The sequence below is a fragment of the Paenibacillus pasadenensis DSM 19293 genome (genome assembly GCF_000422485.1).
GTDB classification, from domain to species: Bacteria; Bacillota; Bacilli; order Paenibacillales; family Paenibacillaceae; genus Paenibacillus_O; species Paenibacillus_O pasadenensis.
Map to the genome: position 1 here is coordinate 107,023 of NZ_AULW01000001.1, position 25,703 is coordinate 132,725.

Annotated in this window: 22 protein-coding genes; 5 read left to right on the forward strand and 17 right to left on the reverse strand. The window is 66.6% G+C overall.

Annotated features, from left to right (window positions below):
• Positions 1 to 9: 9 nt before the first annotated feature.
• The 6 genes from priA to H582_RS0100465 all read right to left on the reverse strand — a co-directional run bounded on the left by priA (position 10) and on the right by H582_RS0100465 (position 6,512).
• Positions 10 to 2,595, reverse strand: a complete 2,586-nt coding sequence (gene priA / locus H582_RS0100440) for a primosomal protein N' (protein WP_028596895.1) — start codon at positions 2,593 to 2,595, stop codon at positions 10 to 12.
• Positions 2,592 to 3,809, reverse strand: a complete 1,218-nt coding sequence (coaBC, locus tag H582_RS0100445) for a bifunctional phosphopantothenoylcysteine decarboxylase/phosphopantothenate--cysteine ligase CoaBC (protein WP_028596896.1) — start codon at positions 3,807 to 3,809, stop codon at positions 2,592 to 2,594. Before coaBC ends, priA begins: the two co-directional genes overlap by 4 nt.
• Positions 3,810 to 3,948: 139 nt before the next feature.
• Entirely contained in the window at positions 3,949 to 4,152 is a 204-nt protein-coding gene (rpoZ, locus tag H582_RS0100450) for a DNA-directed RNA polymerase subunit omega (protein WP_028596897.1), read from the reverse strand.
• Positions 4,153 to 4,169: 17 nt separating this feature from the next.
• On the reverse strand, positions 4,170 to 4,793 hold the full coding sequence (gene gmk, locus H582_RS0100455) for a guanylate kinase (RefSeq protein WP_043110725.1): 624 nt from the start codon (positions 4,791 to 4,793) through the stop codon (positions 4,170 to 4,172).
• A gap of 14 nt (positions 4,794 to 4,807) precedes the next feature.
• Positions 4,808 to 5,068 (reverse strand): extracellular matrix/biofilm regulator RemA, encoded by a 261-nt coding sequence (gene remA / locus H582_RS0100460; protein WP_006036475.1) that lies wholly within the window; start codon positions 5,066 to 5,068, stop codon positions 4,808 to 4,810.
• Positions 5,069 to 5,435: 367 nt separating this feature from the next.
• Positions 5,436 to 6,512, reverse strand: a complete 1,077-nt coding sequence (locus H582_RS0100465) for an ABC transporter substrate-binding protein (protein ID WP_028596899.1) — start codon at positions 6,510 to 6,512, stop codon at positions 5,436 to 5,438.
• Between the two features lie 175 nt (positions 6,513 to 6,687).
• On the opposite strand from H582_RS0100465, the gene H582_RS0100470 reads away from it, so the two are divergent.
• Together H582_RS0100470 and H582_RS25375 are read left to right on the forward strand one after the other, a co-directional pair.
• Positions 6,688 to 7,785, forward strand: a complete 1,098-nt coding sequence (locus tag H582_RS0100470; RefSeq protein WP_052332889.1) for a FecCD family ABC transporter permease — start codon at positions 6,688 to 6,690, stop codon at positions 7,783 to 7,785.
• Position 7,786: 1 nt separating this feature from the next.
• Positions 7,787 to 8,596 (forward strand): ABC transporter ATP-binding protein, encoded by an 810-nt coding sequence (locus tag H582_RS25375; RefSeq protein ID WP_052332841.1) that lies wholly within the window; start codon positions 7,787 to 7,789, stop codon positions 8,594 to 8,596.
• A 172-nt stretch (positions 8,597 to 8,768) separates the two neighbouring features.
• Here H582_RS25375 and dapF read toward each other — a convergent pair whose 3' ends face one another.
• Complete coding sequence (gene dapF, locus H582_RS0100480; RefSeq protein ID WP_028596901.1) at positions 8,769 to 9,599, reverse strand: diaminopimelate epimerase; 831 nt, start codon at positions 9,597 to 9,599, stop codon at positions 8,769 to 8,771.
• 195 nt (positions 9,600 to 9,794) lie between these two features.
• Positions 9,795 to 12,590 carry a calcium-translocating P-type ATPase, SERCA-type gene (locus H582_RS0100485; protein WP_028596902.1) on the reverse strand — a complete coding sequence of 932 codons (2,796 nt, stop codon included), beginning with the start codon at positions 12,588 to 12,590 and terminating at the stop codon, positions 9,795 to 9,797.
• Between the two features lie 242 nt (positions 12,591 to 12,832).
• Between H582_RS0100485 and H582_RS0100490 the strand changes: the two genes are divergently transcribed.
• Positions 12,833 to 14,608 carry an Rqc2 family fibronectin-binding protein gene (locus H582_RS0100490; protein ID WP_028596903.1) on the forward strand — a complete coding sequence of 592 codons (1,776 nt, stop codon included), beginning with the start codon at positions 12,833 to 12,835 and terminating at the stop codon, positions 14,606 to 14,608.
• Between the two features lie 159 nt (positions 14,609 to 14,767).
• On the opposite strand, the gene H582_RS0100495 is transcribed toward H582_RS0100490, so the two are convergent.
• The 8 genes from H582_RS0100495 to H582_RS0100530 all read right to left on the reverse strand — a co-directional run bounded on the left by H582_RS0100495 (position 14,768) and on the right by H582_RS0100530 (position 23,327).
• Positions 14,768 to 15,616, reverse strand: coding sequence for a PHP domain-containing protein (locus H582_RS0100495; protein WP_028596904.1), 849 nt, complete (start codon positions 15,614 to 15,616; stop codon positions 14,768 to 14,770).
• The gene (locus tag H582_RS0100500) at positions 15,607 to 16,518 is read right to left on the reverse strand and encodes a selenium metabolism-associated LysR family transcriptional regulator (RefSeq protein ID WP_028596905.1); all 912 of its coding nucleotides are present in this window, start codon (positions 16,516 to 16,518) and stop codon (positions 15,607 to 15,609) included. Before H582_RS0100500 ends, H582_RS0100495 begins: the two co-directional genes overlap by 10 nt.
• 164 nt (positions 16,519 to 16,682) lie before the next feature.
• Positions 16,683 to 17,120 carry a hypothetical protein gene (locus H582_RS0100505; RefSeq protein WP_028596906.1) on the reverse strand — a complete coding sequence of 146 codons (438 nt, stop codon included), beginning with the start codon at positions 17,118 to 17,120 and terminating at the stop codon, positions 16,683 to 16,685.
• A 238-nt stretch (positions 17,121 to 17,358) separates the two neighbouring features.
• A complete protein-coding gene (locus H582_RS0100510; protein WP_028596907.1) occupies positions 17,359 to 17,625 on the reverse strand; it encodes a YlbG family protein in 267 nt (88 codons plus the stop codon).
• A 91-nt stretch (positions 17,626 to 17,716) separates the two neighbouring features.
• On the reverse strand, positions 17,717 to 18,178 hold the full coding sequence (locus H582_RS0100515) for a YlbF/YmcA family competence regulator (RefSeq protein ID WP_028596908.1): 462 nt from the start codon (positions 18,176 to 18,178) through the stop codon (positions 17,717 to 17,719).
• Between the two features lie 181 nt (positions 18,179 to 18,359).
• Positions 18,360 to 20,255, reverse strand: coding sequence for a hypothetical protein (locus H582_RS0100520; RefSeq protein ID WP_028596909.1), 1,896 nt, complete (start codon positions 20,253 to 20,255; stop codon positions 18,360 to 18,362).
• Positions 20,252 to 21,946: a DNA repair helicase XPB gene (locus H582_RS0100525; protein ID WP_028596910.1), complete on the reverse strand. Its 1,695-nt coding sequence runs from the start codon at positions 21,944 to 21,946 to the stop codon at positions 20,252 to 20,254. Before H582_RS0100525 ends, H582_RS0100520 begins: the two co-directional genes overlap by 4 nt.
• Positions 21,947 to 22,130: 184 nt before the next feature.
• On the reverse strand, positions 22,131 to 23,327 hold the full coding sequence (locus H582_RS0100530) for an amidohydrolase (protein WP_043110726.1): 1,197 nt from the start codon (positions 23,325 to 23,327) through the stop codon (positions 22,131 to 22,133).
• A gap of 165 nt (positions 23,328 to 23,492) precedes the next feature.
• Between H582_RS0100530 and H582_RS0100535 the strand changes: the two genes are divergently transcribed.
• Together H582_RS0100535 and ftsW are read left to right on the forward strand one after the other, a co-directional pair.
• On the forward strand, positions 23,493 to 23,840 hold the full coding sequence (locus tag H582_RS0100535) for a YugN family protein (RefSeq protein ID WP_028596912.1): 348 nt from the start codon (positions 23,493 to 23,495) through the stop codon (positions 23,838 to 23,840).
• 14 nt (positions 23,841 to 23,854) lie between these two features.
• Positions 23,855 to 25,063 carry a putative lipid II flippase FtsW gene (gene ftsW / locus H582_RS0100540; protein WP_028596913.1) on the forward strand — a complete coding sequence of 403 codons (1,209 nt, stop codon included), beginning with the start codon at positions 23,855 to 23,857 and terminating at the stop codon, positions 25,061 to 25,063.
• 164 nt (positions 25,064 to 25,227) lie between these two features.
• Here ftsW and H582_RS0100545 read toward each other — a convergent pair whose 3' ends face one another.
• Entirely contained in the window at positions 25,228 to 25,596 is a 369-nt protein-coding gene (locus H582_RS0100545) for an Asp23/Gls24 family envelope stress response protein (protein ID WP_043110727.1), read from the reverse strand.
• Positions 25,597 to 25,703 lie beyond the last annotated feature (107 nt).

Sequence of the window (25,703 nt, forward strand, 5' to 3'; positions counted from 1 at the left end):
AATCGAACGTTATAAAATCATATGCGGATCGACATCGACGCTGAACAGCACGCCGCTGCGCGGCGCCTCGGCCTCGGCCTGCCGGATCGCCTCCGAGACGAGCTCGGCGGCCGGCACCGCTCCGCGGTATTTGACCATGCACTGGAACCGGTACCGGTCCTTGATGCGGGAAATCGGCGAGGCGACCGGACCGAGCAGCTCGAGCGCCCGCGCGCCGCTGCCGTGCAGCGGCTGCAGCACGCCGCGCTGGCCGGCCAGCTCGATCAGCCGGCGGGCGAAGCGGTCGCTCGCCGCCGACAGCGTCGCGAGCTGCTCATGGGACATCGTCACGAGGATGAGCCGGCAGAACGGCGGATAGCCCATCATCCGGCGATGCTTCATCTCTTCCGCGACGAAGCCCTCGTAATCATGCCGCTGCGAGGCGATGACCGCATAATGCTCCGGGTTGTACGTCTGGATGATGACCTCTCCCGGCAGATGATGGCGCCCCGCGCGCCCGGCCACCTGCGTCAGCAGCTGGAACGTCCGCTCCGCCGCCCGGAAGTCGGGCAGGTTGAGCGACGTATCCGCCGCGATGACGCCGACGAGCGTCACATAAGGGAAGTCGAGCCCTTTGGCGACCATCTGCGTGCCGAGCAGCACGTCGGCCTTGCGCTCGCCGAACAGCTTGAGCCATTTTTCATGCGCGTTCTTCTCCGTCGTCGTGTCGACGTCCATGCGGATGACGCGGATGCCGGGGAACAGCTTGGCCAGCTCCTCCTCGACCTTTTGCGTGCCCGCGCCGAAATAGCGGATCTGCTCGCTCTCGCAGGACGGGCAGGCGCTCGGCGCGAGCTCCGCATGGCCGCAGTAATGGCAGCGCATCGCCCGCGTCTTTTGGTGGTAGGTGAGCGAAATGTCGCAGTGCGGGCAGAGCGCCGTATAGCCGCAGGAGCGGCAAATGACGAACGTCGAGTAGCCGCGCCGGTTCAGCAGCAGCACCGACTGCTCGCCGCGCTCGAGCCGCGCCTGCAGCGCCTCGTGCAGCGCGCGGCTGAACATGGAGCGGTTGCCGCTCTTGAGCTCGTCGCGCATGTCGGTCACCGTCACGGGCGGAAGAGCGCTGGCGACGGCGCGCTCGGACAGGCGCAGCAGCGCGCCGCCCGCCCCGTCCCGCGCCGCGGCCGCGTACGTCTCCAGCGACGGCGTCGCCGAGCCGAGCACGACGACGGCGCCGTGCTGGCGGGCCCGCTGCACGGCGACGTCCCGGGCGTGGTATTTGGGCGTCTCCTCCTGCTTGTAGCTCGACTCATGCTCCTCGTCGATGACGATGAGGCCGAGCCGGGCAAACGGAGCGAACACCGCCGAGCGCGCCCCGATCGCCACCTTGGCGCCGCCGCGGCGGATGCGCCGCCACTCGTCGTAGCGCTCGCCGCTCGAGAGGCGGCTGTGCAGGACGGCCACCTCGTCGCCGAAGCGGCCTTTGAAGCGCTCGACCATCTGCGGCGTCAGCGAGATCTCGGGCACGAGCACGATTGCCTCGCGGCCGAGCTCCAGCGCGCGCTGGATGGACTGCATGTAGATCTCGGTCTTGCCGCTGCCGGTCACTCCCTGCAGCAGGAACGTCGCGGGAGCCGTCCGCTCCACCGCATCCCGGATGCGCACGAATACCTCGCGCTGCGCGTCCGTCAGCGGCAGCGGCTCGGAGCGGCGGAACTCGCGTCCGGCGTACGGGTCGCGCTGCTGCTCCGCCTCCTCGACGAGGATGTAGCCCTTGTCCGCCAAAGCCTTGGCCGACGAGGCGCTGGCGCCGGTGTCGGCCAGCATCGCCTGCAGCGTCACCGGCCCTTCGAGCGCGAGCACGTAAAGGAGCAGCTCCTTTTGCCGCTTGGCCGTGCCGGGCAGCGCCTCCAGCGCCGCCTGCGCCGCTTCGCGGTCCAGCGGCGGATAGACGGTGAGCTGCGTGCGCACGCCGATGCGGTCGCGGATCGACGTCTCCTCGATCAGCACGCCTTGCGCGAGCGCGCGCTTGATCGCGCCGCCCGCCTCCGGCCATCGCTGCCGCGCCGCTTCCAGCTTCAGGCTGCCGTGGCGGCGCAGCTCGCGGACGAGCTCCTGCGGCAGCGTCTCGGACGGCGGCAGCTCCGGAGCCGCCTCTCCCGGCATGGCCCAAAACGCCTCCGGCCGGCCGTCATCGGACCGCGCCGCAGCCGACTCGGCCGCAGCTTCGGCAGCCGGCTCGTCTGCGCCCTCTGCCAGCCGCAGATGCCGCTCCGCCTTGCCCTTGATCGCCGAAGGCACCATCGCCTGCAGCGCCGCCGTCCATGTGCAGCAATATTTCTCGCTGATCCACCGCGCCAGCTCCACCAGATCCGGCAGCAGCGGCGGCAGCGGATCGAGCAGCTCCGCGATCGGCTTGAGCTTGGCCGGGCCTTCGGCCGGAGGCTCGTCCGCCAGGCTGACGACGAACCCTTGCAGCGTGCGGCCGGCGAACGGCACGCCGACGCGGCTGCCGGGCTCGATCCACGCCCGCATGTCCGCCGGCACGGCATAGCTGAACGGCCGGTCCGTGCTGCGGCTCGGCACGTCGACGATGACGCCGGCGACGCGGCTCATCGCGAGCCCTCCGGCGACGCGCCTCCGAGCCGCGAGGCGACGAGTCCGAGCAGCCTTTCGGCCGTCTCGCGCTTGCTCTGCACCGGCAGCGAAAGCGCCGCGCCGTCCCGGTCGAACACCTGCACCGCGTTCGTATCGCCGCCGAAGCCCGCGCCTTCCATCGTCACGTCGTTGGCGACGATCAGATCGCAGTTTTTGCGGCGCAGCTTGTCCATCGCATGCTCCGCCAGCCGCTCGGTCTCCGCCGCGAAGCCGACGAGGAACTGGCCGCTTTTGCGGCGGCCGAGCTCCGCCAGGATGTCCGTCGTTTTTTCCAGCTCCAGCGTAAGCGTGCCGGCCGACTTCTTGAGCTTGGAGGCATGGCGCTCGACCGGCCGGTAGTCGGCGACGGCGGCCGCCTTGACGACGATGTCCGCCTCCGCATAGCGGGACAGCACCGCCTCCAGCATCTGCTCCGCCGACTCGACGCGCACGAGCTCCACGCCGCCGGGCGCCGGCACGTCCGTGCGGGCGGCGACGACCGTCACCTCGGCGCCCATGTCGCGTGCCGCCTCCGCGATCGCGAAGCCCATCTTGCCGGAGGAATCATTGGTCAGGTAGCGCACCGGATCGAAGCGCTCCACCGTGCCGCCGGCCGTGACGAGCAGCCGCTTGCCGGCCAGCAGCGTCCGCGAGGCGAAGAACTTCTCGACCGCGAGCACGATCTCCTCCGGCTCGGCGAGCCGTCCCTTGGCGACATAGCCGCAGGCAAGCTGGCCCGTGCCCGGATCGAGGAAGCGAACGCCCCGCCGGCCGAGCGTCTCCATGTTGGCGACCGTCGCCGGATGCTCGTACATGTGCACGTTCATCGCAGGCGCGGCGATGATCGGCGCCGTCGCCGCGAGCAGCGTCGTCGACAGCATGTCGTCGGCGAGCCCTGCGGCCAGCTTGGCCAGCGAATTCGCCGTCGCCGGCGCGATCAGGATGAGGTCGGCGCGGTCCGCGAGGTCGATGTGCGTCACGACGGCCGGATCCTTCTCGTCGAACGTATCGAGATGCACCGGGTGGCGCGAGAGCGTCTGCAGCGTGAGCGGCGCGATGAAGCGGACCGCCGATTCCGTCATGATGACATGGACCTCGGCGCCCTTCTGCACGAGCTTGCTGCACAAGGCGGCCGCCTTGTAGGCGGCGATGCCGCCGGTGACGCCGAGTAGGATCGTTTTGCCGCGTAGCATGTCCGCAGCTCCTTTCTGCTATCTGCCTGTTTTGCCTGGCGATAAAAAAATAACAACCGCAAGGGTTGTTAATTCATGCGCTATGCGGCTGCTGGCTCCGCCGGGCCGAGGGGCCAGGCGGACCGATCCGAAAAGCCGGCTAGTCCTCGTTGCGCTGCTCGACCTGCAGAAGATCGTGGTAGATCTCCTCGAGAGCGACGCCGACCTGCTTATGGGACTTGGCCCCTTTGAGCTCGCTCTTCTCTCCGTCGCGCAGGGAGCGCGCGCGGCGGCTTGCCGCTACGACCAGAGAATACTTGCTGTCGACCTTCTTCATCATTTCGTCAATGGATGGATACAACATCGTTCGAATCACTCCGTTCAGGCTTTTTCGGATGCGGCGGTCTTCACGGTCTCCGGCAGATTGGCGAGGAAGCGCTCCTTGCGGCAGTGCTCGGCCGTGACGATGCTCTGGATGCGGTGGCAGGCAGCCTCGATCTCGTCGTTGACGACCGCGTAGTCATAGTAGCGGATGAGTCCGATCTCCTCGGCGGCGACCGACATGCGCGAGTCGATCACGTCCTGGCTCTCGGTGCCGCGGCCGACGATGCGCTGCTTGAGCACGTCGAGCGAAGGCGGCATCAGGAAAATGAAGACGCCCTGCGGGAACGTCTCCTTGACCTTGAGCGCCCCCTGCACCTCGATCTCGAGGATGATGTCCTTGCCGCTGTTGATCGTCTGCTCGACGAAATCGCGCGGCGTGCCGTAGTAGTTGCCGACGTACTCCGCGTGCTCCAGCATGGCTCCGCGCGCGATCATCTCCTGGAACTGGTCGCGCGACTTGAAGAAATAGTTGATGCCGTCCGTCTCGCCCTGGCGCGGCGAGCGCGTCGTGGCCGAGACGGAGTAGACGAGCTCCGGCATCTTGTGGCGGAGCACCGAGCAGACCGTGCCCTTGCCGACTCCCGAAGGGCCGGACAATACAATCAATAATCCCTTGTTCATAGTACTCCCCGCTATTATTCGTCGTGATCGTCGTCCTTGGCGGACAGACGGTGCGCGACCGTCTCCGGCTGGACTGCCGACAGGATGACATGATCGCTGTCCGTGATGATGACCGCGCGAGTACGCCTGCCGTAGGTCGCGTCGATCAGCATGTGGCGGTCGCGCGCCTCCTGGATGATCCTCTTGATCGGCGCCGATTCCGGGCTGACGATCGAGATGATCCGGTTCGCCGATACGATGTTCCCGAAGCCGATATTGATGAGCTTGATAGCCATGTCAGGTTCTCCCTCCGGACGATATGGAACAGGATCGGACGCCTGTCTCCGGGTCCATCCTCTGGCAATGGGCAGAACCATTGCAACTAGTGTTGACACAAATTCCACGGCCCAAACTCCGGCCGCCGCTCGCGGGCAGCCCGCTCCCGCTTGCCCTGTCCGCTCCGGCTGCGGCCGGGCGGGCATTCGTGTACCTATTCTAATCGATAATCGGTCCGCGAACAAGGCACAATGCGAAATCCGGAGCGAAAGGGCGATTCGCGCGCTTTTTCGGCTATTGGCGGGACAGCCGCAAAAAGCGGAAAAGCCCTCTCCCGCATGGGGAGAGGGCCGACAAAGCAGATGCGCCGCGCCACGCGCTTGGCGATTACGGATGAAGCTCCTTGCCGAGCTTCTCGACGGCGGCGAAGATCTGGTCGCCGTAGCCCCAGTACGCGTTGAAGTCGATGAAGTAGACGCGCTTGTTCTTGATGGCGGAGATGTCCTTGAGCGCCTCGTTGGCGTAGAACGACTCGAGCGTCTTCTCCTTGGCCGGCGAGCCCGTGTAGATCGTCACGAGCAGCACGTCGGGGTTCAAGGCGACGAGCTCCTCGACGCTGGCCTCGTCCGAAGGCATGTCGGCAAAGCCGTTCTTCAGCTTGAGCAGGCTCAGCGCGTCGGCCTGGAACGTATCGGTGATGCCGCTGTACGGAGCGATCGCGCCCTCTCCCGGATCGGAGGCGAAGGCGAAGGTCAGCTCGTCCTGCGCGGCATACGCCTGCTTGATCGACTCCGCATGGGCCTTCAGCTTCGCCACATGGGCGGCCGCGCTTTCCTGGACATCGAAGATCTGTCCGATCTTGTCGACATCGTCGTAAAGGCTGTCCAGCGTCGCGCCCTTGATGCTCGTCGTGTTCACGAAGGTGTTGATGCCGAGCTCGTTGAGGCCGTCCACCGTGCCTACGCCCCAGTCCGCGTCGGCGAACAGGCCGCCGCGGCCCATGACCAGATCCGGATCGGCCGCCACGACCGGCTCCTTGCTCACATAATCCTTGGACAGCACCGGCACCTTGGCGAACGCCTCGGCCACCTCCGGATCCAGCTCCCCGTAGAGGGCGGCGACGCCGACCAGCTTGTCCGCGAGACCCAGCTTGATCATCAGCTCGGCGATCGGCTGCGTATTGACGACGACGCGCTCGGGCGCCTTGTCGAAGGTCTGATCCTTGGCCTCCCACTCTCCGCCCTCCGCTTTCAGCGTGAAGTTCTGGATCGTCAGCGGATACGCCGTCTTGGCGGCGGCAGGCGACGGAGACGCGGAGGCGGCCGGCGGAGCCGAGGATGGAGACGGCGTGGCCGAAGAGGCGGGAGCGTTGTCCCCGTTCGCCGAGCAGGCGGACAGCAGCAATGTCGCGAGCAGGATGGAGCCGGCTTTGAAGCGGGCGGAAACGGATGTGGAAGCGTTCATGAATAGACCCCTTTTGTCGTGAGTTTATTGAGAATGATTATCATTTTCGCCTCGGAGACTCCCCTTGTCAACTCTTTTTTCTAATGTTGACAACGATAATCGTTCTCATTTACTCTCGATAGATAGCTTCATCCCGAGTCTATCGCTTCTGGAGAAAGGATCGATCCGCTTGTCCATGCCCTCTGCCGTTCCCAAACGCCGCTTCGCCGCCTTGCCTTCCGGCAAGGCCGGCTTCGCCCTGCTGCAGCTGCTGCTCGCCGGCTTCACGCTGCTGTCCATCGGCATCGCCGTCTCGCTCGGACAGGTCGACGTCCCGCTCGGACAGTCGTTCCAGATTCTCGCCCATCGCTTGTTCGGCCTGACCATCGGCGATTCCGCCGACATCCTGAGCGGGCCGAACGCCAACATCATCTGGACGATCCGCTTTCCCCGCGTGCTGCTCGCGCTCCTCGTCGGAGCCGGACTCAGCCTGTGCGGCACGATCATGCAGGCGTCCGTCCAGAATCCGCTCGCCGATCCGTACATTCTCGGCATCTCGTCGGGCGCCTCGCTCGGCGCCACCTTCTCCATCATGATCGGCTTCGGAGCCGGAGGCGTGCTCGGACAGCTCGGCCTCGCCTTCTGGGCGTTCGCCGGCGCGATCGGCGCTTCCGTGCTCGTGCTCGCCCTGTCCGGCATCGGCAGCCGGATGACCTCCGCCAAGCTCGTGCTGTCGGGCATGGTCATCCATGCGCTCTGCACGGCGTTCGCCAATTCCATCATCTATTTCGCCAACAACACGGAGGGCATCCGCACCGTCACCTTCTGGACGATGGGCAGCCTCGCGGCGGCCAAATGGGACCGCCTCCCGCTCGTCGCGGCGGCGGTGCTGCTGGCGGCGCTGTTCTTCCTGCTGCAGTCGCGCATCCTCAATACGATGCTGCTTGGCGAGGAGGCGGCCGTCACGCTCGGCGTCAACCTCAACCGGCATCGCCGCTTCTATCTGATCGCCACGGCGCTGCTGACCGGCGTCCTCGTCTCGAGCTGCGGGATGATCGGCTTTGTCGGCCTGATCATCCCGCACATGGTCCGGGCCGCCGTCGGCTCGGACCACCGCCGGCTGCTGCCGCTGTCGATCTGGGCGGGCGGACTGTTCCTGATCTGGACCGACATCATCGCCCGCACCGCCATCCCGAAGGTCGAGCTGCCGATCGGCATCATCACGGCGCTGATCGGGGCCCCGCTGTTCATGTACATGCTCATCAAAAAAGGCTACGAGTTCGGAGGGAAATGACATGCAGCTCGATGTGAACGACGTATCCGTAACGCTGGCGCGCGCCGACATCGTGAAAAGCGTAAGCCTCCGCGTCGAGGACGGCCGCTTCGTCGGCCTGATCGGGCCGAACGGCTGCGGCAAGTCGACTCTGCTCAAGAGCATCTACAAGGTCGTGCAGCCGTCCGCCGGCAGCGTCGTCCTCGGCGGCGCCGACGTGCTACGCGCCTCGCCCAAGACCGTCGCCCGCATGATGGGCGTCGTCGGCCAGTTCAACGAGCTCAGCTTCGACTTCACCGTGCGCGAGATGGTCATGATGGGCCGGACGCCGCATAAGAAGCTGCTGGACGCGGACAGCGCGGAAGACGAGCGCCTCGTGGAGGAGGCGCTGCTCACGGTCGGCATGCTGCCGATGGCCGGACGCAGCTTCCTCTCCTTGTCCGGCGGCGAGAAGCAGCGGGTCGTCCTCGCCCGCGCCTTGGCCCAGCAGCCCCGCTTCCTCGTCCTGGACGAGCCGACCAACCATCTGGACATCAAGTACCAGCTGCAGATTCTCTCGCTCGTGAAGTCGCTCGGCATCGGCGTCCTGGCGGCGCTGCACGACCTGGAGCTGGCCGCAGCCTACTGCGATCATCTCTATCTCGTCAAGCAAGGCCGCATCTACGCCGAAGGGCCTCCCCGCAGCGTCCTCACCCGCGAGATCATCTCCGAGGTGTTCGAGGTGGACTGCCAGATCTACGAGAACCCGGTTACCGGCGGGCTCGGCATCGCCTACCTGGAGTCCGGGCCGAGCGCGGCGGCGGAAGCCGCCGCGGCGCGGGCCGGGAGCTGAGCTTTTTCGGGAGCCGCCTGCGCGGGCCTCTCGTCGCCGCCAGACGCAAGAAAAACCCCCTCCGTCTTCCTGCGAAGACGGAGGGGGTTTTGTTCATTCGGCCGCAGCTGCCTGTCGGCTCGCGCGAGGCGTCCGCCGGCTGGCCCGCCTGCCCGGCCGGATCGGCGCGCCCTTACAGCTCGCCGCGGAACACTTCCGCCGCCGGACCGGTCATGTACACATGATTGTCGCTCTCGCTCCACTCGATATGCAGGTCGCCGCCCTTGAGGGAGACGACCGCCTTGCGGTCGGTGAGGCCGTTCAGCACGGAGGAGACGAGCGTAGCGCAGGCGCCGGTGCCGCAGGCGAGCGTCGGACCCGCTCCACGCTCCCAGACGCGCATGTCCGCCTGCTCGCGGCTGTTCACCGTGACGAACTCGACGTTCGTCTTGCGCGGGAACATCGGATGCGTCTCCAGCTTGGGCCCCCACTCGGCGAGGTCGAACGATGCCGCGTCGTCGACATAGATGACCGCATGCGGGTTGCCCATGGAGACGGCGGTGAAGCGGAACTCGCGCCCGCCCGCTTCGATCGGGTGGGAGACGACGCGCTCGGCGTCGATCGTCGTCGGCACCTGCAGGCCGCTCAGGATCGGCTCGCCCATGTCGACGCGCACGAGCTCGACCTTGCCGTCCCGAGTCGTCAGCTCGACCTGCTGCACGCCGGCGCCGAGCGTCTCGATCGTCAGCGACTCCTTGTCGGCATGGCCGTGGTCGTAGACGTACTTGGCGACGCAGCGGATCGCGTTGCCGCACTGCTCCGCCTCGGAGCCGTCCGAGTTGATGATGCGCATGCGGAAGTCCGCGCGCTCCGACGGCAGGATGTAGACGAGCCCGTCGGCGCCGATGCCGAAGTAGCGGTTGCACAGCTCCACCGCCAGCTTGTCCACGCCGGCCGGCAGGTCGCGCTCGCCGTAGACGACGATGAAGTCGTTTCCGAGTCCGTTCATTTTGGTGAATTGCATCTCTATGCACGCTCCTTGAATGGTGGAAGTAAAGGTAGGGAACGGCGGCACCGCCGCCTGTTGACGATTTCTTTAGCATAGCTCATCCGGGTCCGGCACGCTATTCCCAAATGCGTCGAAGATTTGCACTTTTAAGCGAAAAAGCCGCTCCCCCGAGCGTCCGCGCGGAGCGGAGCCCAGAGGAGCGGCCGATGGTCAGCGGAGCGAAGGCTGGCTGCCGCCGCTCGTGTAGCTGATGCGCGACTTCGGCTTGCGCTTCTTGGACGAGCCGAGCACGCTGCCGATGCCCATGACGAACGTCGGGATGCCGGCGGCGACGAGCGAGAGGCACCATTCGCGCAGTCCGATCGGCACCGTCTTGAAGATCGGCTGCAAGGCAGGCACGTACAGGACGGCCAGCATGAGGCCGAGCGACGAGAGCACGGCGAGCACGAGGTACTTGTTCTGCAGGATGTTGCGATGGAAGATCGAGCGCGAGCTGCGGCAGTCGAACACATGGATCAGCTGCGCCATGACGAGCGTGACGAAAGCGACGGTCTGCGCAAGAGCGAGGCCGGCCGCTCCCTCCGGAGCGCTCCTCAGCGTGATCCAGAACGCGCCGAGCGTGCAGACGCCGATCAGGATGCCGCGGCTGACGATCTTCCAGCCGAGCCGCCGGGCGAAGATGCTCTCGCGCGCCGAACGCGGCTTCTGCGTCATCAGGTCGTTCTCCGCCTGGTCGACGCCGAGCGCCATCGCCGGCAGTCCGTCGGTGACGAGATTCACCCACAGGATCTGGATCGGCAGCAGCGGCAGCGGCAGGCCCGCCATCATCGCGAGGAACATCGTCAGGATCTCGCCGACGTTGGAGGCGAGCAGGTAGCGGATGAACTTGCGGATGTTCTCGTAGATGCTGCGCCCTTCCTCGATCGCCGACACGATGCTGGCGAAATTGTCGTCGCCGAGCACGAGCGAGGACGCCTCCTTGGACACGTCGGTGCCCGAGATGCCCATCGCGATGCCGATGTCGGCCGCCTTGATCGCCGGCGCGTCGTTCACGCCGTCGCCGGTCATCGCCACGACATGGCCCTTGCGCTGCAGCGACTTGACGATGCGCAGCTTGTGCTCCGGCGAGACGCGGGCGTAGACGTAGATGTTGTCGACGACCTTGTCGAGCTCCTCGTCCGACATCGCGGCGAGCTCGCGCCCGCTGACCGACAGCCCGCCTCGCGGCATGATGCCGAGCTGCGCGGCGATCGCCTCGGCCGTCAGCTGATGGTCTCCGGTGATCATCACCGTCTTGATGCCGGCGCGGCGGCAGGTCGCGATCGCGGCCTGCACCTCGCGGCGCGGCGGGTCGATCATGCCGGCGAGGCCGGCGAAGACGAGCTGGCATTCCGCCTCCTCCGCCGTCTCGCAGCTCTCGTGCGGCTTGAGCTCGCGATAGGCGAGGCCGAGCACGCGCAGCGCCGACTGCGCCATCGCTTCCTGCGCCTGCTGCACCTTCGTGCGGAGCGTGCCGGTGAACGGCACGACCTTGCCGTCCCAGAGGATGTACGCGCAGCGCTCCAGCAGCAGATCGGGCGCGCCCTTGACGCAAGCGAGGCGGCCGCCCTGATGGCTGACGACGACCGACATGCGCTTGCGCTCCGAGTCGAACGGGAACTCCTGCTCCCGCTTGTACAGCCCTTCCAAGGAGGAGGCGGAAAGGCCCATCTTCGCCGCCAGCACGACGAGCGCGCCCTCCGTCGGATCGCCCTTCAGCTCCCACGCCTCCTCCGGCTCCGGCGCGCTCGAGCGGACCGCAGCGGCCGGCTCGGCCGTCCGCTGCAGCACGGCGTTGTTGCACAGCGCCGCTATTTGCAGCACGCGCCGCAGCGACGCGTCGTCCTTGGCCTCGACCGGCTTGCCGCCGTCGAAGCAGCCTCCCTGAGGCACATAGCCCTCGCCGGTCACCTCCAGCTCGCGGCTGCCAGTCCATACCCGGGTCACCGTCATCTTGTTCTGCGTCAGCGTGCCGGTCTTGTCGGAGCAGATGACCGACGCGCAGCCGAGCGTCTCGACCGAAGGCAGCTTGCGCACGATCGCCTTGCGCCGGATCATCCGCTGCACGCCGAGCGCGAGCGCGACGGTGACGATCGCGGGCAGCCCTTCCGGGATGGCCGCCACCGCGAGGCTGACGCCCGCCAGGAACATGCCGTAGGCCGGCTGGCCGTGCAGGATGCCGGCGACGACGACCATGACGGTCAGGCCGAGCGCGACGACGATCAGAATCTTGCCGAGCTGCTCGAGCCGGCGCTGCAGCGGAGTCTCCATTTCCTCCGTCTGCTGGATGAGGTCGGCGATCTTGCCCATCTCCGTGCCCATCCCCGTGCGCACGACGACGCCGCGCGCGGTGCCGCTGGTCAGCAGCGTGCCGAGGAAGGCCATGTTGCGCCGGTCGCCGAGCGGCAGATCGTCCTCGTCGATCGGATCGGCATGCTTCGATACCGGCACGGACTCGCCGGTCAGGGCGGATTCCTCGGCCTGGCAGCCGTTCGCGCTCAGCAGCCGCAGGTCGGCCGGCACGCGATCTCCGCTCTGCAGCAGCACGATATCTCCCGGCACGAGCTCGCTCGCCGCCACGGAGACGATGCTCCCTCCCCTCAGCGCATGCGCCGTCGGCGCCGACAGCTCCTTGAGCGCCCGCAGCGAGCGCTCGGCGCGGAACTCCTGGATGAAGCCGAGCACGGCGTTGATGACGATGATCGCCAAAATGGTGATCGCGTCGAGGTATTCGCCGAGCAGGCCGGAAATCAGCGTCGCGCCGATCAGCACGAGCACCATGAAGTCCTTGAACTGATTCAGGAACAGCTTGGCCGGCGACAGCTTCTCGCCCTCCGACAGCTCGTTGCGGCCATGCTCCGCGAGCCGCCTCGCCGCCTCGTCCGGAGCCAGCCCGCTTTCCGGCGAGCAGCCGAGCCGGGCCAGCAGCTCTTCTTCCGACAGCCGATGCCAATTCGTATTTTCCATTCGACTCTTCTCCCTCCCGCTGCCCGCACTCATGCTGCCGCCAGCATCCGCAAGGCTCTAGGACACTATATGAGGACAATCTCCGAATTATCCCTTGTCCGGCGAGCCGGCCAGGCTGCCGGATGCCATGCGCCGCAGGGTGTGGTACACTTGAGGACGCATCGATCCATCCATCCGCGCGCGCCCGGCGCTTCTTCTCTTCCGCACGCCGCGCCCATTCGCAAAAAGGAGAACGACCCGACATGGCCCTAGACGGATTCGTCCTGCGCGCCGCCGCGCATGAGCTGCAGCAGCTCGTCGGCAGCCGCATCCATAAGATCCACCAGCCCTCTGCCCACGATCTCGTGCTGCAGACCCGCGGCGCCGGCGGCGGCAAGCGGCTGCTGCTGTCCGCCAACCCGACCTACCCGCGCGTCCATCTGACCGAGCGGACTTATCAGAACCCGATGGAGCCGCCGATGTTCTGCATGCTGCTCCGCAAATACTGCGAAGGCGGCCAGATCGAGTCGATCCGCCAGATCGGCATGGAGCGCGTCCTGCACATCGAGATCCGCCAGCGCGACGAGCTCGGCGACCTGTCGCTCAAGACGATCATCGTCGAGCTGATGGGCCGCCACAGCAACATCATCCTGACCGACTCCGCCAGCGGTACGATCCACGACGGCATCCACCATGTCACGCCGGCGATCAGCGCCTACCGCATCGTCATGCCCGGCTCCCGCTACACGGCTCCGCCGGAGCAAGGCAAGCAGGACCCGCTCGGCATCGTCACCCGGGAGCAGTTCGAAGCCGCGTTGGAAGCGGTCGAGGCCCGCGCCGACGCGGATGCCGAGGCGCCGCGTCCCGCGCCCGCGCCGGAGAAGCGGCTCGTCGCCGCCTTCAGCGGCTTCAGCCCGCTGCTCGGCCGCGAGCTCGCCTACCGCGCCTCCAAGGCGGCGGGCACGGACCCGGCCGAGGCGCTGTGGACGGAGTTCGACCGGTTCCTGAACGCCGCGCGCGATCATGACGACGAGCCGGGCATCGTCGAGCAGCCGGACGGCAAGGCGCTCTTTTCGATCACTCCGCTCACTCATGCCGCCGGCGAGCGCCGAGCGTTCGCCACCATCAGCGAGTGCCTGGAGGCGTACTACGGCGACAAGGCCGGCCGCGACGCCGTCAAGCAGCGCGTCTCCGACATGCTGCAGTTCCTGCACAACGAACGCGCCAAAAACGTCAAGAAGCTCGAGAAGCAAGCCGCGACGCTTGAAGAAGCCAAGGACGCGGACAAGCACCGCAAGCTCGGCGAGCTGCTCACGACGTACATGCATTCGTTCCAAAAAGGCGACCGCTCGGTCACCGTCGTCGACTACTATGACGAGAACGGCGCCGAGATCGACATCGAGCTCGATCCGCAGCTGAGCCCGTCGGACAACGCCCAGCGGTACTTCCGCCGCTACGCCAAAGCCCGCAACAGCACCGGCGCGGTGCTGGAGCAGATGGAGCTGGCGCGCGAGGAGATCCGCTACCTCGACTCGCTGCTGCAGCAGCTCGGCTCCGCCTCCCTGCAGGATGTCGAGGAGATCCGCGACGAGCTCGTCGCCGGAGGCTACCTGCGCGCGCGAGAGAAGCGCGGCGCCAAGCGCAAGAAGCCGGCCCGTCCGTCGCTGCTCTGCTACACCTCCTCCGAGGGGCTGCCGATTTATGTGGGCAAGAACAATACGCAGAACGAGCATCTGACCAACAAGCTGGCCGCCTCCGGCGACACCTGGCTGCATACGAAGGACATCCCCGGCTCCCACGTCGTCATCCGCGCGGCCGAGTTCGGCGATCCGACGCTGGAGGAAGCCGCGATGCTGGCGGCCCACTACAGCCAGGCCCAAGGCTCGAGCATGATCCCGGTCGACTACACGCTGATCCGCCACGTGCACAAGCCGAGCGGCGCCAAGCCCGGATTCGTCATCTACGACCGGCAGAAAACGCTGTTCATCACCCCCGACGAGGAGCGCATCAAGGCGCTGCCGTCGACGATCAAAAGCTGATACGCGAAAAACAAAAAAGCATCCCCCAGGTCCGTGAATGGACCCGGGGGATGCTTTTTTGTTCCTGCTGTCGCCGCGGATGGCGGCATCGACGGCGGCATCGACGGCGGCATCGACGGCTTCCGCCCGTCAAGCAGACGGCGTCCAGCGGGGCCTAGCCTACAGCCGCGCCGCGAGCCGCTCCAGGAGCGGAGCGGCATCGGCGGTCTTGGCCCCGACCGCGCTGTGGCGCTGCTCTCCTCCGCGATTCCCGTGATAGTCGGAGCCGCCCGTCGCGAACAGGCCGAACCGATCCGCGATCGCCGCGTAGCGCTGCTCCTGCCGTTCGTCATGGCTCGGATGGCTCGTCTCGATGCCGGCGAGGCGGCCGCCGGACGCCAGCCGCTTCACGATGTCGTCGCGGCCGTACAGGCCCGGATGGGCGAGCACGGGGACGCCGCCCGCCTCGATAATCCATTCGACCGCCTCCTCCGGCGCGATGCGCGGCAGCGCCGCATATCCCGGAGCGCCTTCGCCGAGATATCGGTCGAACGCATCGCGGATGCTCGCCGCCGCTCCTTTGGCGACGAGCACCGACGCCAGATGCGGGCGGCCGAGGCTGGCCGGCTCCGCGCCGGCCGCCCGAGCGGCCTCCATCGCCTCCTCGAGCGTAAGCTCGATGCCGAGCGCCTGCAGCCGCTCGACCATCCGCTCGTTGCGCCGCGTGCGCGCGCTGCCCTGGAGCAGCAGCCGCTCGCGCCAGAGCGGATCGTCGGCGTCCATGCCGTAGCCGAGCACATGAATGTCGATGCCGTCCTCGGAAGCGCTCAGCTCGATGCCGGGCAGCACCAGCAGGCCGAGCCGCTTCCCTTCGCGGACCGCCTCCTCGACGCCGGCCATCGTATCGTGATCGGTGATCGCCAGCGCATCGAGTCCGGCCTCGGCCGCCATCCGCGCGACGGACGCCGGCGAGTCGACGCCGTCGGAGGCGTTCGTATGCGCATGCAGATCCGCTCGAATCACAGCCACTGGCTCAGGTCCCTCCCCCGCAGGAAATTCAGCAGCGAGACGGCCGGCAGCGGCAGCACCGCCGACTTGAGATAGATGGAATAGAACTTGCGGCTGAAGTCGGCGTCGACGATCCGGACCGTCTCCAGCAGGCCGAGCGACAGCTCATGCTTGATCGACGAGGCCGATACGAACGACATGCCGATGCCCGCCTCGACCGCCGACTTGACCGCCCCCGTGCTGCCGAGCTCCATGACGATCTGCAGATCCTGCGGATGGATCGCCTGCAGCGTCATCTGATCCTCCATCACCTGACGGGTGCCGGAGCCCTCCTCGCGCAGCACGAGCGGGTACCCGATCGCCTCCGCCAGCGTCACCTCGCCTCGTCCCGCGAGCGGATGGCGGCGGCCGACGATGAGCTGCAGCTCGTCGCTCAGCACCGGCTCCGTCTGCAGGTCGGGATGGGTGATCGGCGCTTCGATCAAGCCGAAGTCGAGCTGATGGTTCTGGATGTGGTCCATGATCTGCGTCGTGTTCATCACCTTCATCCGGATCGAGATGTCGGGATGCTCCCGATTGAAAGGACCGAGCAGCCGCGGCAGGATGTAGTCGCCGATCGTCAGGCTCGCGCCGAGCTGCAGCCGGCCCTTGAGGCCGCTGGCGTAACGGGCCATCGCGCCTTCGGCCTCGCGGATGAGGTCCATGCTCCGCCGGGCGTACGGCATGAGCACGCTGCCGGCGTCGGTCAGCTCGATGCGCTTCGTGCTCCGCAGCAGCAGCTTCGTCCCGAGCAGCTCCTCGAGCGACTGCACCTGCATCGTCACGGCAGGCTGCGTCATGTGCAGCGCCTGCGCCGCCGCCGAGAAGCTTCCTTTTTCGGCAACGGTATGGAAGATATGCAGCTGATGAAAATTGAGAGCCACCGGTTTCGCCTCCTTAAGCGACATTATACCGCAAACCGTGCCTTTGGGCATTTTCATAGGAAAAAGATTAAACCAACAAAAACAAGCCTTTTCATCGGGGGCTGAAAGGCTTGTTTTAATCCAAAGAAATCCATATTTGACTGAGGTTAGTCAAATTATTCTTTTTATCTGCGTTTCCGGCTGCTTTTTATCAGCGTCATCCGCCTGGAATGCCTGAGCCAGGAATAATAGGACTTCAAGTCCCTCAATTCGATCGTTTCCGACATCCGGCCCAGGAACGTGACGACAATCATCTTGTGCAGAGGCGTGCCCGCGAGGTCGAAATCCTTTTCGGAATCGGTGAATTCCGCGACGAACACGAGATCGTCGTCGATCAGATACACGTCCTCTTCCTTGCGGTAGTAGGGCTCGACCCTTCCCTGCTTGAGGCACTGCCAGATGAAGTCTGCGATATCCTCGTAGCCGGTCTTCTGGCTCTCCACCCGATCCGTCCAACGGTCGCGGGCATGGTTCGTAATGATGATGTCCGCCACGCGCTTGTCGCCGAGCTGCACGTGGAACGTCTCGTAGGTGCTCCATCTCTCCGTTACTCGATCCTTCACCTTGTCCACTCCTTCTGAGGAAGCAGGCCTTTATATCTATATATAGTTTAGGCTTATTCTACCATGACTATTTCCTTTTTCAAATATAAAATAAGTCCTCCCCATTATTGGCACATTTTGGATTATCAAGCGAGGCCTCTCCTCCTCTAGACGATTCGGCAAGCAAAAAAGCCTTCGCTCCCGAATCGGGAGCGAAGGCTTGAAGGCGCGCATCCGATCGTCCGCGCCAAACGGGAGGCTACATGCTGTAGAAGCGCGTCTTGTCCTCGGATTCCTTGGTGTACTCCGTCTTGAGCTCGCTGCGCAGCGAGCGCTCGATCTTCTTCACGTAAGGAAGCCGCTGCAGGTTGCGAAGCGTCTCTTCCTCGCGGTCCGCGTCCACGTAGACGACCGCATAGTGGAGGCGGCGGGAAATGAAGTGGACGTTGCCGTATTTCTCCAAACTGCGGGCGGCCTTGACGTCGCTCACCCAGACGATATGTCCCTTTCTCTGTTCCGAAAGCATGCTAGGATTCACCGTCCTGATCCTGTGTAAATGTCGGTCCGGCCTTAAAAATTCGGTCACATCTGCTTCCTTCGGGGCATGCAGACACGCCCTAGCCGCAGCCGCCGCTTCCGCAGCTGCAGGAGCCGCCGCTTCCGCAGCCGCCCGTCGGCAGCGGGTTGTTGCTCGGCACCTTGATCGCGCTCGACACCGATTCGGCGATGAGCAGCGACACGTCGTAGAGCAGCGCGTCCACCTCCGCCTCCGTCTCCTTGTAGCGGCGGATGCTCTCCACCTCGGCCATCTCGGCCTCGACTTTTTTGACGGCGTCCTTGGCCGCATGGTAATCGGGGTGGAAGCGTCCGAAGCGCTCGCATTCGGCGAACAGCTCCTTGGCCTTGGCGAATTCCCGCTTCAGCCGAAGCGCCTCCGGGTCCTGTTCCACGCGGTCCTTCCAATATAGATATTCGGCGACAAGCGCCGACTGATTGATCGAATCGCCGAGCTCGTAGGCGCGCAGCACGAGCGGCGCCATGTCCAGCGGGGCAGGCTCCGCGAGGGAAAGATCCTGCATCATCCGCGATCACTCCTTTCCGCAGCTGCAGCCGCTTATCGCTTATCATAGCACAACCGCGAGCGAATCGGATACTGCCGCCGGCGGACTTTCCCGGCCGTCCGGCTGCCGAGGGCGGGCCTGTCCCGCAGCCAGGCCGCTGCGCAGGAGCTTGATCCCGGCGAAAGGATGCGGACGGGACTCAGCGCGGGAGAAGCAGGCGCAGCGCCGCCTTGTCCGCGGAATCCAGCTTGCCCGCCCCGGCGGGACAACCGCCGCTGTCGCGGAATCTGCCGCCGGCCGTCCAGCCGCCGCCCGGCTCGCGCTCGACCCGCTCCGGCACGAAAATGTGCCGGCCTTCGGCGGTCGACAGCTCGACCGGCAGTCCGATCCGCAGCGCGCTCTCGAGCAGCTGCAGCGCGGTCGAGGCGTGATAGCGGCGCGGCTTCTCGCACCAGGCGGCCGGCAGTCCCGGGCGCGACCGCTCCAGCTCGGTCCGCCCTTGCCGCGTAGGCTCGGCTGCCGGCAGCTGCTGGAGACCGAACGGATCCTCCGCCTGGGCGCAGGCCTGGCGCAGCTGGCCGCGCGCGGCGGCCGCCCCGGCGGGCGTGGCGGCCGGCTGCGGCAGCAGGCCCATGCAGCCCGCCCAAAACTTGTCCTCGCCGGACTCGGCGGCAAATGCGCGGACGCGCTCCGCACCGCCCGCAGCGACCGCTTCGCTACTCGCCGTCCATTCCCGGATCGCGCCGAGCGTTGCGGCCGGCAGCGGGCAGCCGCAGGCCTGCTCCAGCAGGCTCGCCAGCCCGCTTCCGTCCCCGCCTTGGCCGAGCCTCGCCAGCGAGCGCGGCGTCAGCCGGTAAGAGGTCAGCTCGCGCAGCTCCCCCCGCTCGGCGACCAGCTCCAGCAGCCAGATTGCGCGGTAGTCCGACCAGCTCGCCGCCCACAGCTCGCCTCCCGGCTGCGCCAGCAGCGGCTCGCAATCCGCCGTTTCCCCGTCCTGTCCGTCAAAAGCAAGCTGCATCCGCAGGACCGGCTCGCCATCATGCGTCTCGGCGAGCTCCGCCCAGCCGCAAGAGCGCAGCAGCTCGAGCCAGGCGCGCAAGCAGCGCTGCGCCGCCTCCGGCTCGCCGCGGACGCTCGCGGCCTGTTCCAGCTCCCGGATCCGGTACCAGCGGTCCGGCTCCAGCCCCGCCGTGGCGGAAGCGGCGGCAGCCTCGCTCGGCCCCTTTCGCAGCGCCCGGCGGGTCAGCGCGCGCAGCAGCGAGCTTTCGCGCTGCAGCATCGGCCGCTCGAGCCAGCCGCGCAGGCGCTCGCCGTCCAGCAGCCAGCCTTCGCCGCTCGCGGAGAGCCAGCCATGCTCCGCCATCAGATCGAGCGCAAGCGCGAGCGGCGGCTCATACTCCAGCGTCCAGGCAGGCGGCAGCCGCAGCAGGCTCAGCCCTTCCTCCGGCAGCCGCAGCTCTTCCTCCAGGCTCCGGCACAGCTTGCGGTGCAGCCGTCCCTTGGCGGTGACGGCGAAGCCGTCGCGCGCCAGCTGCGCCGCCGCTCCGAGCAGCACCCGCGACAGCAGCCGCGTGCTGGCGCCGCCCGGCAGCTCCCGCACGCCTTGCTGCAGCGGCAGCGGCTCCGCCTGCGCGGGAAACTCCCGCTGCAGCAGGGCGAGCGCGTCCGCCTCGGGCACATGCACGATCCGCTCGCCCCAGAATCGGGCGCGCACCTGGGCGTCGCCGGATCGCGCAAGCGCCTCCAGCGCCGCCTCCGCTTCGAGGCTGGACCATGCATGCTCGGCGCAAGCGGCCTCCAGCAGCCGCCCCTCCTCCGCTCCGGCAAGCCCGTAGCGGCGAAGCAGCAGCCGCAGCAGCCGCGCAGCCGGCCGGCTGCGCTCCTCGGCGGCGCTGCCGGAGCGCCCGGTCGCCCCCTCCGCAGGAGCGCCCGTCAGGCCGGCAAGCGCGCTCCATCCCGCATCGTCAGCGGACGGAGACGGCTGCGCTTCCGCCGCCGCTCCGGCGCCGTGAAGCGCCCCGCCAGACTTCTCGACGGGCGCGCCGCCCGCACGAACGGCCGGTCGGCTTCGTTCCCACGGCTTGCTGCCGCTCATCCGCTCCATCCCCTTTCCGCCGTTTCCGGTCCAATCGTCTCGTACGCATAGCCCTGCTCCACCATGAACAGCTGCCGCTTGAGCGCGAACTCCGTCTCCTTGGTGCCCGCGCTGACAACCGTATAAAACAGCGACGGCATGCCGTCCGCCTTCGGACGGAGCAGGCGCCCGATGCGCTGCGCCTCCTCCTGGCGCGAGCCGAACGTCCCCGACACCTGCACCGCGAGCGAGGCGTCCGGCAGATCGACCGCGAAGTTCGCGACGCGGGAGACGACGAGCCGCCGCAGCTCGCCGGCATTGAAGCGGCGGAACAGCTCCTCGCGCTCCGGCGCCGGCGTGCTGCCGCACAGCACCGGCGCCTCGAGCGCCTGGCCGAGGGCATGCAGCTGGTCCAGATACTGGCCGATGATGAGCGCGGGACGGTCCGGATGAGCGCCGAGCACCCGGTTCACCGCCTCCAGCTTCGCCGGATTCGAGCTCGCCAGGCGCAGCTTCGTCTTGCGGTCCGCGCGCTCGTATCGCTCGGCGATCGAGTCGCACAGCGGCACGCGCAGCTCGCGGCAGCGCACGCCCGCGATCCAGCCCTGGCGCTCCAGCGTCCGCCACGGCAGCTCGTACAGCTTCGGACCGATGAGCGAGAACACGTCCTCCGCCCGGCCGTCCTCGCGCACGAGCGTCGCCGTCAGGCCGAGCCGGCGCGTCGCCTGCAGCTCCGCTGTGAGACGAAAGACGGGCGCCGGCAGCAGATGGACTTCATCATAGATGATCAGGCCCCAGTCGCGGCTGCCGAACAGGTCGAAGTGGCCTCCGTCCGCCCGGGCTCCCGACGCGCCCTTGCCATGGGCGACGATCTGGTACGAGGCGACGGTGACCGGGCGGATCTGCTTGAGATCGCCCGTGTATTCCCCGATGTCGCTCTCCCGCAGCGTCGTTTTTTCCAGCAGCTCTCTTTTCCACTGCCGAACCGAGGTCGAGCCCGACGTCAGCACGAGCGTCGCCTGGCCGAGCCGGGCGAGCGCCGCCGCGCCGACGACCGTCTTGCCCGCTCCGCACGGCAGCACGACGACGCCGCTGCCGCCGGCTCCGTCCTCGCGGCAAAAGCGGTCCACCGCCTCCGCCTGATAGTCCCGCAGCTCGAACGACCGCCCGCCCGCCAGCTCGCCGCGCAGGCGGATGTCAAGCGACTCGCCTGCCCGGTAGCCCGCCCGATCCTTCACCGGCAAGCCGAGCCGCAGCAGCTCGCGCTTCAGCTCTCCGCGCCGGTCGGCGGGCAGCTCCCATCCCTGCTCCGTCCGCCGGGCCGCATGCGATTGAAAAAACGGCTCCGGCAGCTCCTCCAGGAGCGCCTGCTCCCCGACGAGCAGCAGAGCTCCCTCCCGGCCGCTCCGCAGCTCGAGTCCGCCGCAGCGCCCGACCCACTGCCGGATCTGCTCCGCCAAAGCGGCCGGCACCGGGTAGCGGGCATGACGCCGCAGCGGCTCCAGCATCTGCTCCGCCGTCATTCCTTGCGAAGCCGCATTCCAGACCGGAAGCGGCCCGATTCGATAGTGATGAAGCGTGCCCGGCCGTTTGACGAGCTCGGCGAACCGTCCGAGCGCTTCCCTCGCCTCCTCCGCTGCCGGATGCGACTCGTCCAGCAGCACCGTGCCGTCCGCCTGCACGACCAATGGGCCGCTGCTTCGTTTCAGCATCGCCAGGGCTCCTTTCCCCAATCCTGTTTTTGACAGTATGGGGCAGCGAAGCCTGATTTTATGCCCTCTGTGCGCCCCTCCCTCCGCCGCGGCGCGCCAAAAAGCCCTTCTCCCCGCCTGTGCAGGCAGAAAAAAGGGCCGAGGGCCGCCGTACGGCGCTGCGGCGCCAGGCGCCGCGAAAAAGTCAGCCGTTCGCGTCTGCGAACGACTCCGCGCAGCCGATGAGCAGCAAGGCGGCCTGCTTCATCGAGCTCTCGTCGATGTCGAAGCGCGGATGATGATGCGGGTAGACGGCGCCAAGCTCCGGATTGCCGGCTCCGACGAAGACGAAGCAGCCGGGAATCCGCTCGAGATAGTAGGCGAAATCCTCGCCCGCCGTAATGAGCTCCGACAGGCCCGCGGCGTCCTCGCCGAACAGCATCGCCGCCGTCCGCAGGCAGCGCGCGGCTTCCGCCTCGTCGTTGATGACCGGCGGATAGCCTTCGCGGTAGTCGAGCCGCCCCTCGGTGCCGTAGCCGGCGCAGACGCTGCGCGTCAGCTCCCGGATGCGGGCGCGGATCTGATCGCGCACGCCGAGGTCGAACGTACGCACCGTCCCTTTGAGCCGGCAGTGGCCGGCGATGATGTTGCTCGCTTCTCCGGCCTGGAACGAGCCGATCGTCACGACCGCCGTCTCGAGCGGACTGACGTTGCGGCTGACGATCGTCTGCAGCGCCGTCACGAGCGCCGCGCCGGCGACGATCGCGTCCGCCGTATGCTGCGGCATGCCGCCGTGGCCGCCGCGACCGACGATGTCGATCGTGAACTCGTCCACTCCGGCCATGAACGCGCCGGCTCTCGTCTCGACCCGGCCCGCCGGCAGCGGGCTCCACAGATGCACGCCGTAGATGGCGTCGACTCCGCTCAGCGCGCCGGCCTCGATCATCGGCTTCGCTCCGCCCGGCGTCAGCTCCTCCGCCGGCTGGAACAGCAGGCGCCGCGTCCCCTTGAAGGCGCCCTGCAGCGACTCGTAGTAGGCCGCGACGCCGAGCAGGCCGGCCGTGTGCGCGTCATGGCCGCAAGCGTGCATGACGCCCGGCACGGTCGAGGCGTAGTCCGCTCCCGTCTCCTCCTCGATCGGCAGCGCGTCCATGTCGGCCCGCAGCGCGACCGTAGGACCTGGCTCGAGACCCGTCCACTCCGCGACGATGCCGAAGCCGCCGACGGCGGTCCGCACGCTGCCGCAGCCGATGTCGGCCAGCCGCTCCGCGATCCAGGACGATGTCCGCGCCTCCTGGAAGCTCAGCTCCGGATGGCGGTGAAGATGGCGCCGATGCTCCACCATCCGCGGCATGAGCCGCTCCAGCGTCCGCTCCGCCTCCAGACGTCTTTGGTTGTCCATTCCCATCTCCTCCTTGCTCTCACGGACTAGTGTACCAGAAGGCCGGCCGGGGGAGATAGAGCGCCGTTTCAAAAAAAGCCGCGCCCTTGCGCTCGACTTTGAAACATACTAATATGAATGATGAACGTGCATACAGTCTTTGCCAAGCTGCTGAGGAGGATATTCATGATTATTGAAAACACCGGCCTTGACGGAATGAAGAGCGATCTGGCTCACCTGGACGAGAGCGCGGAAAGTCTCGGATTCGTCCGCTGGCAGTGGGAATATTACCGGGCTACATACGACCTTAAGTTCGTCGACCGCAGCACGGACTTCGAGTACTTCCTGCGCTTGAATACCCGCGCCGTCGAAGGCAAGCTGGAAAACCCGGCCGCCGTGCTTGCGATCGAGCATGTCTACATCGGCCGCGCCACCTTCCCCCACGGAATGGAATATGAATCTGCCGTACCGCAGCCGATCCTGAGCGCCGCCAAGCAAAAGCTGGCCGAGCTGAAGCAAAAGCTGGCCGAATAAGGTGATGGTATGAAATGAAAGCAAACCCGGAAAGCCGCCGCGGCCGACCGGACTTCCTGCTTCTCATCCTGACGCTGGCGCTGGTCGGCTTCGGCCTCGTCATGGTTTTCAGCGCCAGCGCCAGCATCGCAGAGGTGGACAGGCGGTACGGATACGATCCGCTGCACTTTTTCAAGAAACAGCTTCTATTCGCCGGTCTCGGCACGGGATTGATGCTCCTTTTGATGAACTTCCGCTATCAGTTCTTCAAGAAGGGCTTCATCCTTTTTTTCATTCCGGCCATGCTCATGCTGCTCCTCGTGCCCTTCGTGGCGGATGAGATCAACGGGGCGAGAAGCTGGATCAACCTGTTCGGCTTCACCATCCAGCCGACCGAGTTCGCCAAGATCGCCCTCATCCTTTATCTCGGCTCGCTCATCGCCAAAAAGGGCGAGCGGTTCCGCAGCTTCAAGCGCGGCCTCGTGCCGGTCATCGTCATCGTCGCCGTCGTCTGCGGCATGATCATGCTGCAGCCCGACATGGGCTCCTGCCTCGTCATCTGCGCCTGCGCGATGATGATGATTTTCGCCGGAGGCGCCAACCTGCGCCAGCTCGTCGCCTCGGGGTTTTTCGGCGCCATCGCCATCGCGATCGTCATCGCGATCAGCTTCCTCGTCGACAGCGACGGCTGGGCATATCGGCTGGAGCGGTTCACCAGCTACCGCGATCCGCTCGCCCACGCGCTCGAATCCGGCATGCAGGTGAGCCGCTCGCTGATGGCGCTCGGACATGGCGGCTTCACCGGAGCCGGCCTCGGCCATAGCGTGCAAAAGGTCCAGTACCTGCCCTTCGCCTACAACGACTTCATCTTCGCGATCATCGGCGAGGAGCTGGGCTTCCTGGGCAGCAGCCTGTTCCTGCTCGTCTTCCTGATGTTCCTGTGGCGCGGCATCATCGTGGCGCTCCGCTGCCCGGACATCTACGGCACCGTCGTCGGAGCCGGCATCGTCTCGCTGTTCGCCATCCAGGCGTTCGTCAACATCGGCGGCGTCACCGGCGCGATCCCGCTGACCGGCGTCACGCTGCCGTTCATCAGCTACGGCGGATCGTCGCTGCTCGCCTCGCTCATCGCGATGGGCGTCATGCTGAGCATCTCCCGCGAGGCCAATCGGGATCCGGCGATCCAGACGTCGCCGAACGCGCGGCCTCGATCTGCGAAGCAGCCGATGCTGTCCGAAAACTAACGCTTTCGTCCTTCTCGGCGCCTCTGCCCGAATCACCGGCAGAGGCGCTTTTGCCTGCTCTTTTCGCTGTCTCCCCTCCGCCTTCCGCTCCTCGCCTGCGAGCGGCCACGCCGTCGGATCAAAAAAAAGCCTGTCCCGCTCGAGCGGGACAAGCAAAGGCGAAGCTATTTGATCGCACGGCTGGCGCCGGAAGCCGGCTCCTCCGCCGTCTCTTCCTTGAACATGACGCCGTCGACCTTGACGTTCACCTCGACGACATGAAGGCCGGTCATGTTCTCGACCGCCTCCCGTACGCCGAGCTGCAGCTGCCGGCATACTTCCTGGATCGGAATCCCATACTGCACGATGACGCGCAGGTCGATCGCAGCCTCCAGCTGTCCGACCTCGACCGTCACGCCCTTCTGGGCGTTCTTTCCGCTCAGCCGCTTGGCCAGCCCTTCGGAGATGCCGCCCGACATGGCGGCGATCCCCGGCGTCTCGAGCGCGGCGAGTCCTGCGATCGTTGCGACTACGTCATCTGAAATCCGAATCATTCCTGTTTCAAGATCTTCCGCCACGACGCTCCACCCCTTCGTTTGACTCCACTTTCATCCATTGTAAAGGATGCGCTCTCGGAAATGCAAGACAGTCCGGAAGCCGC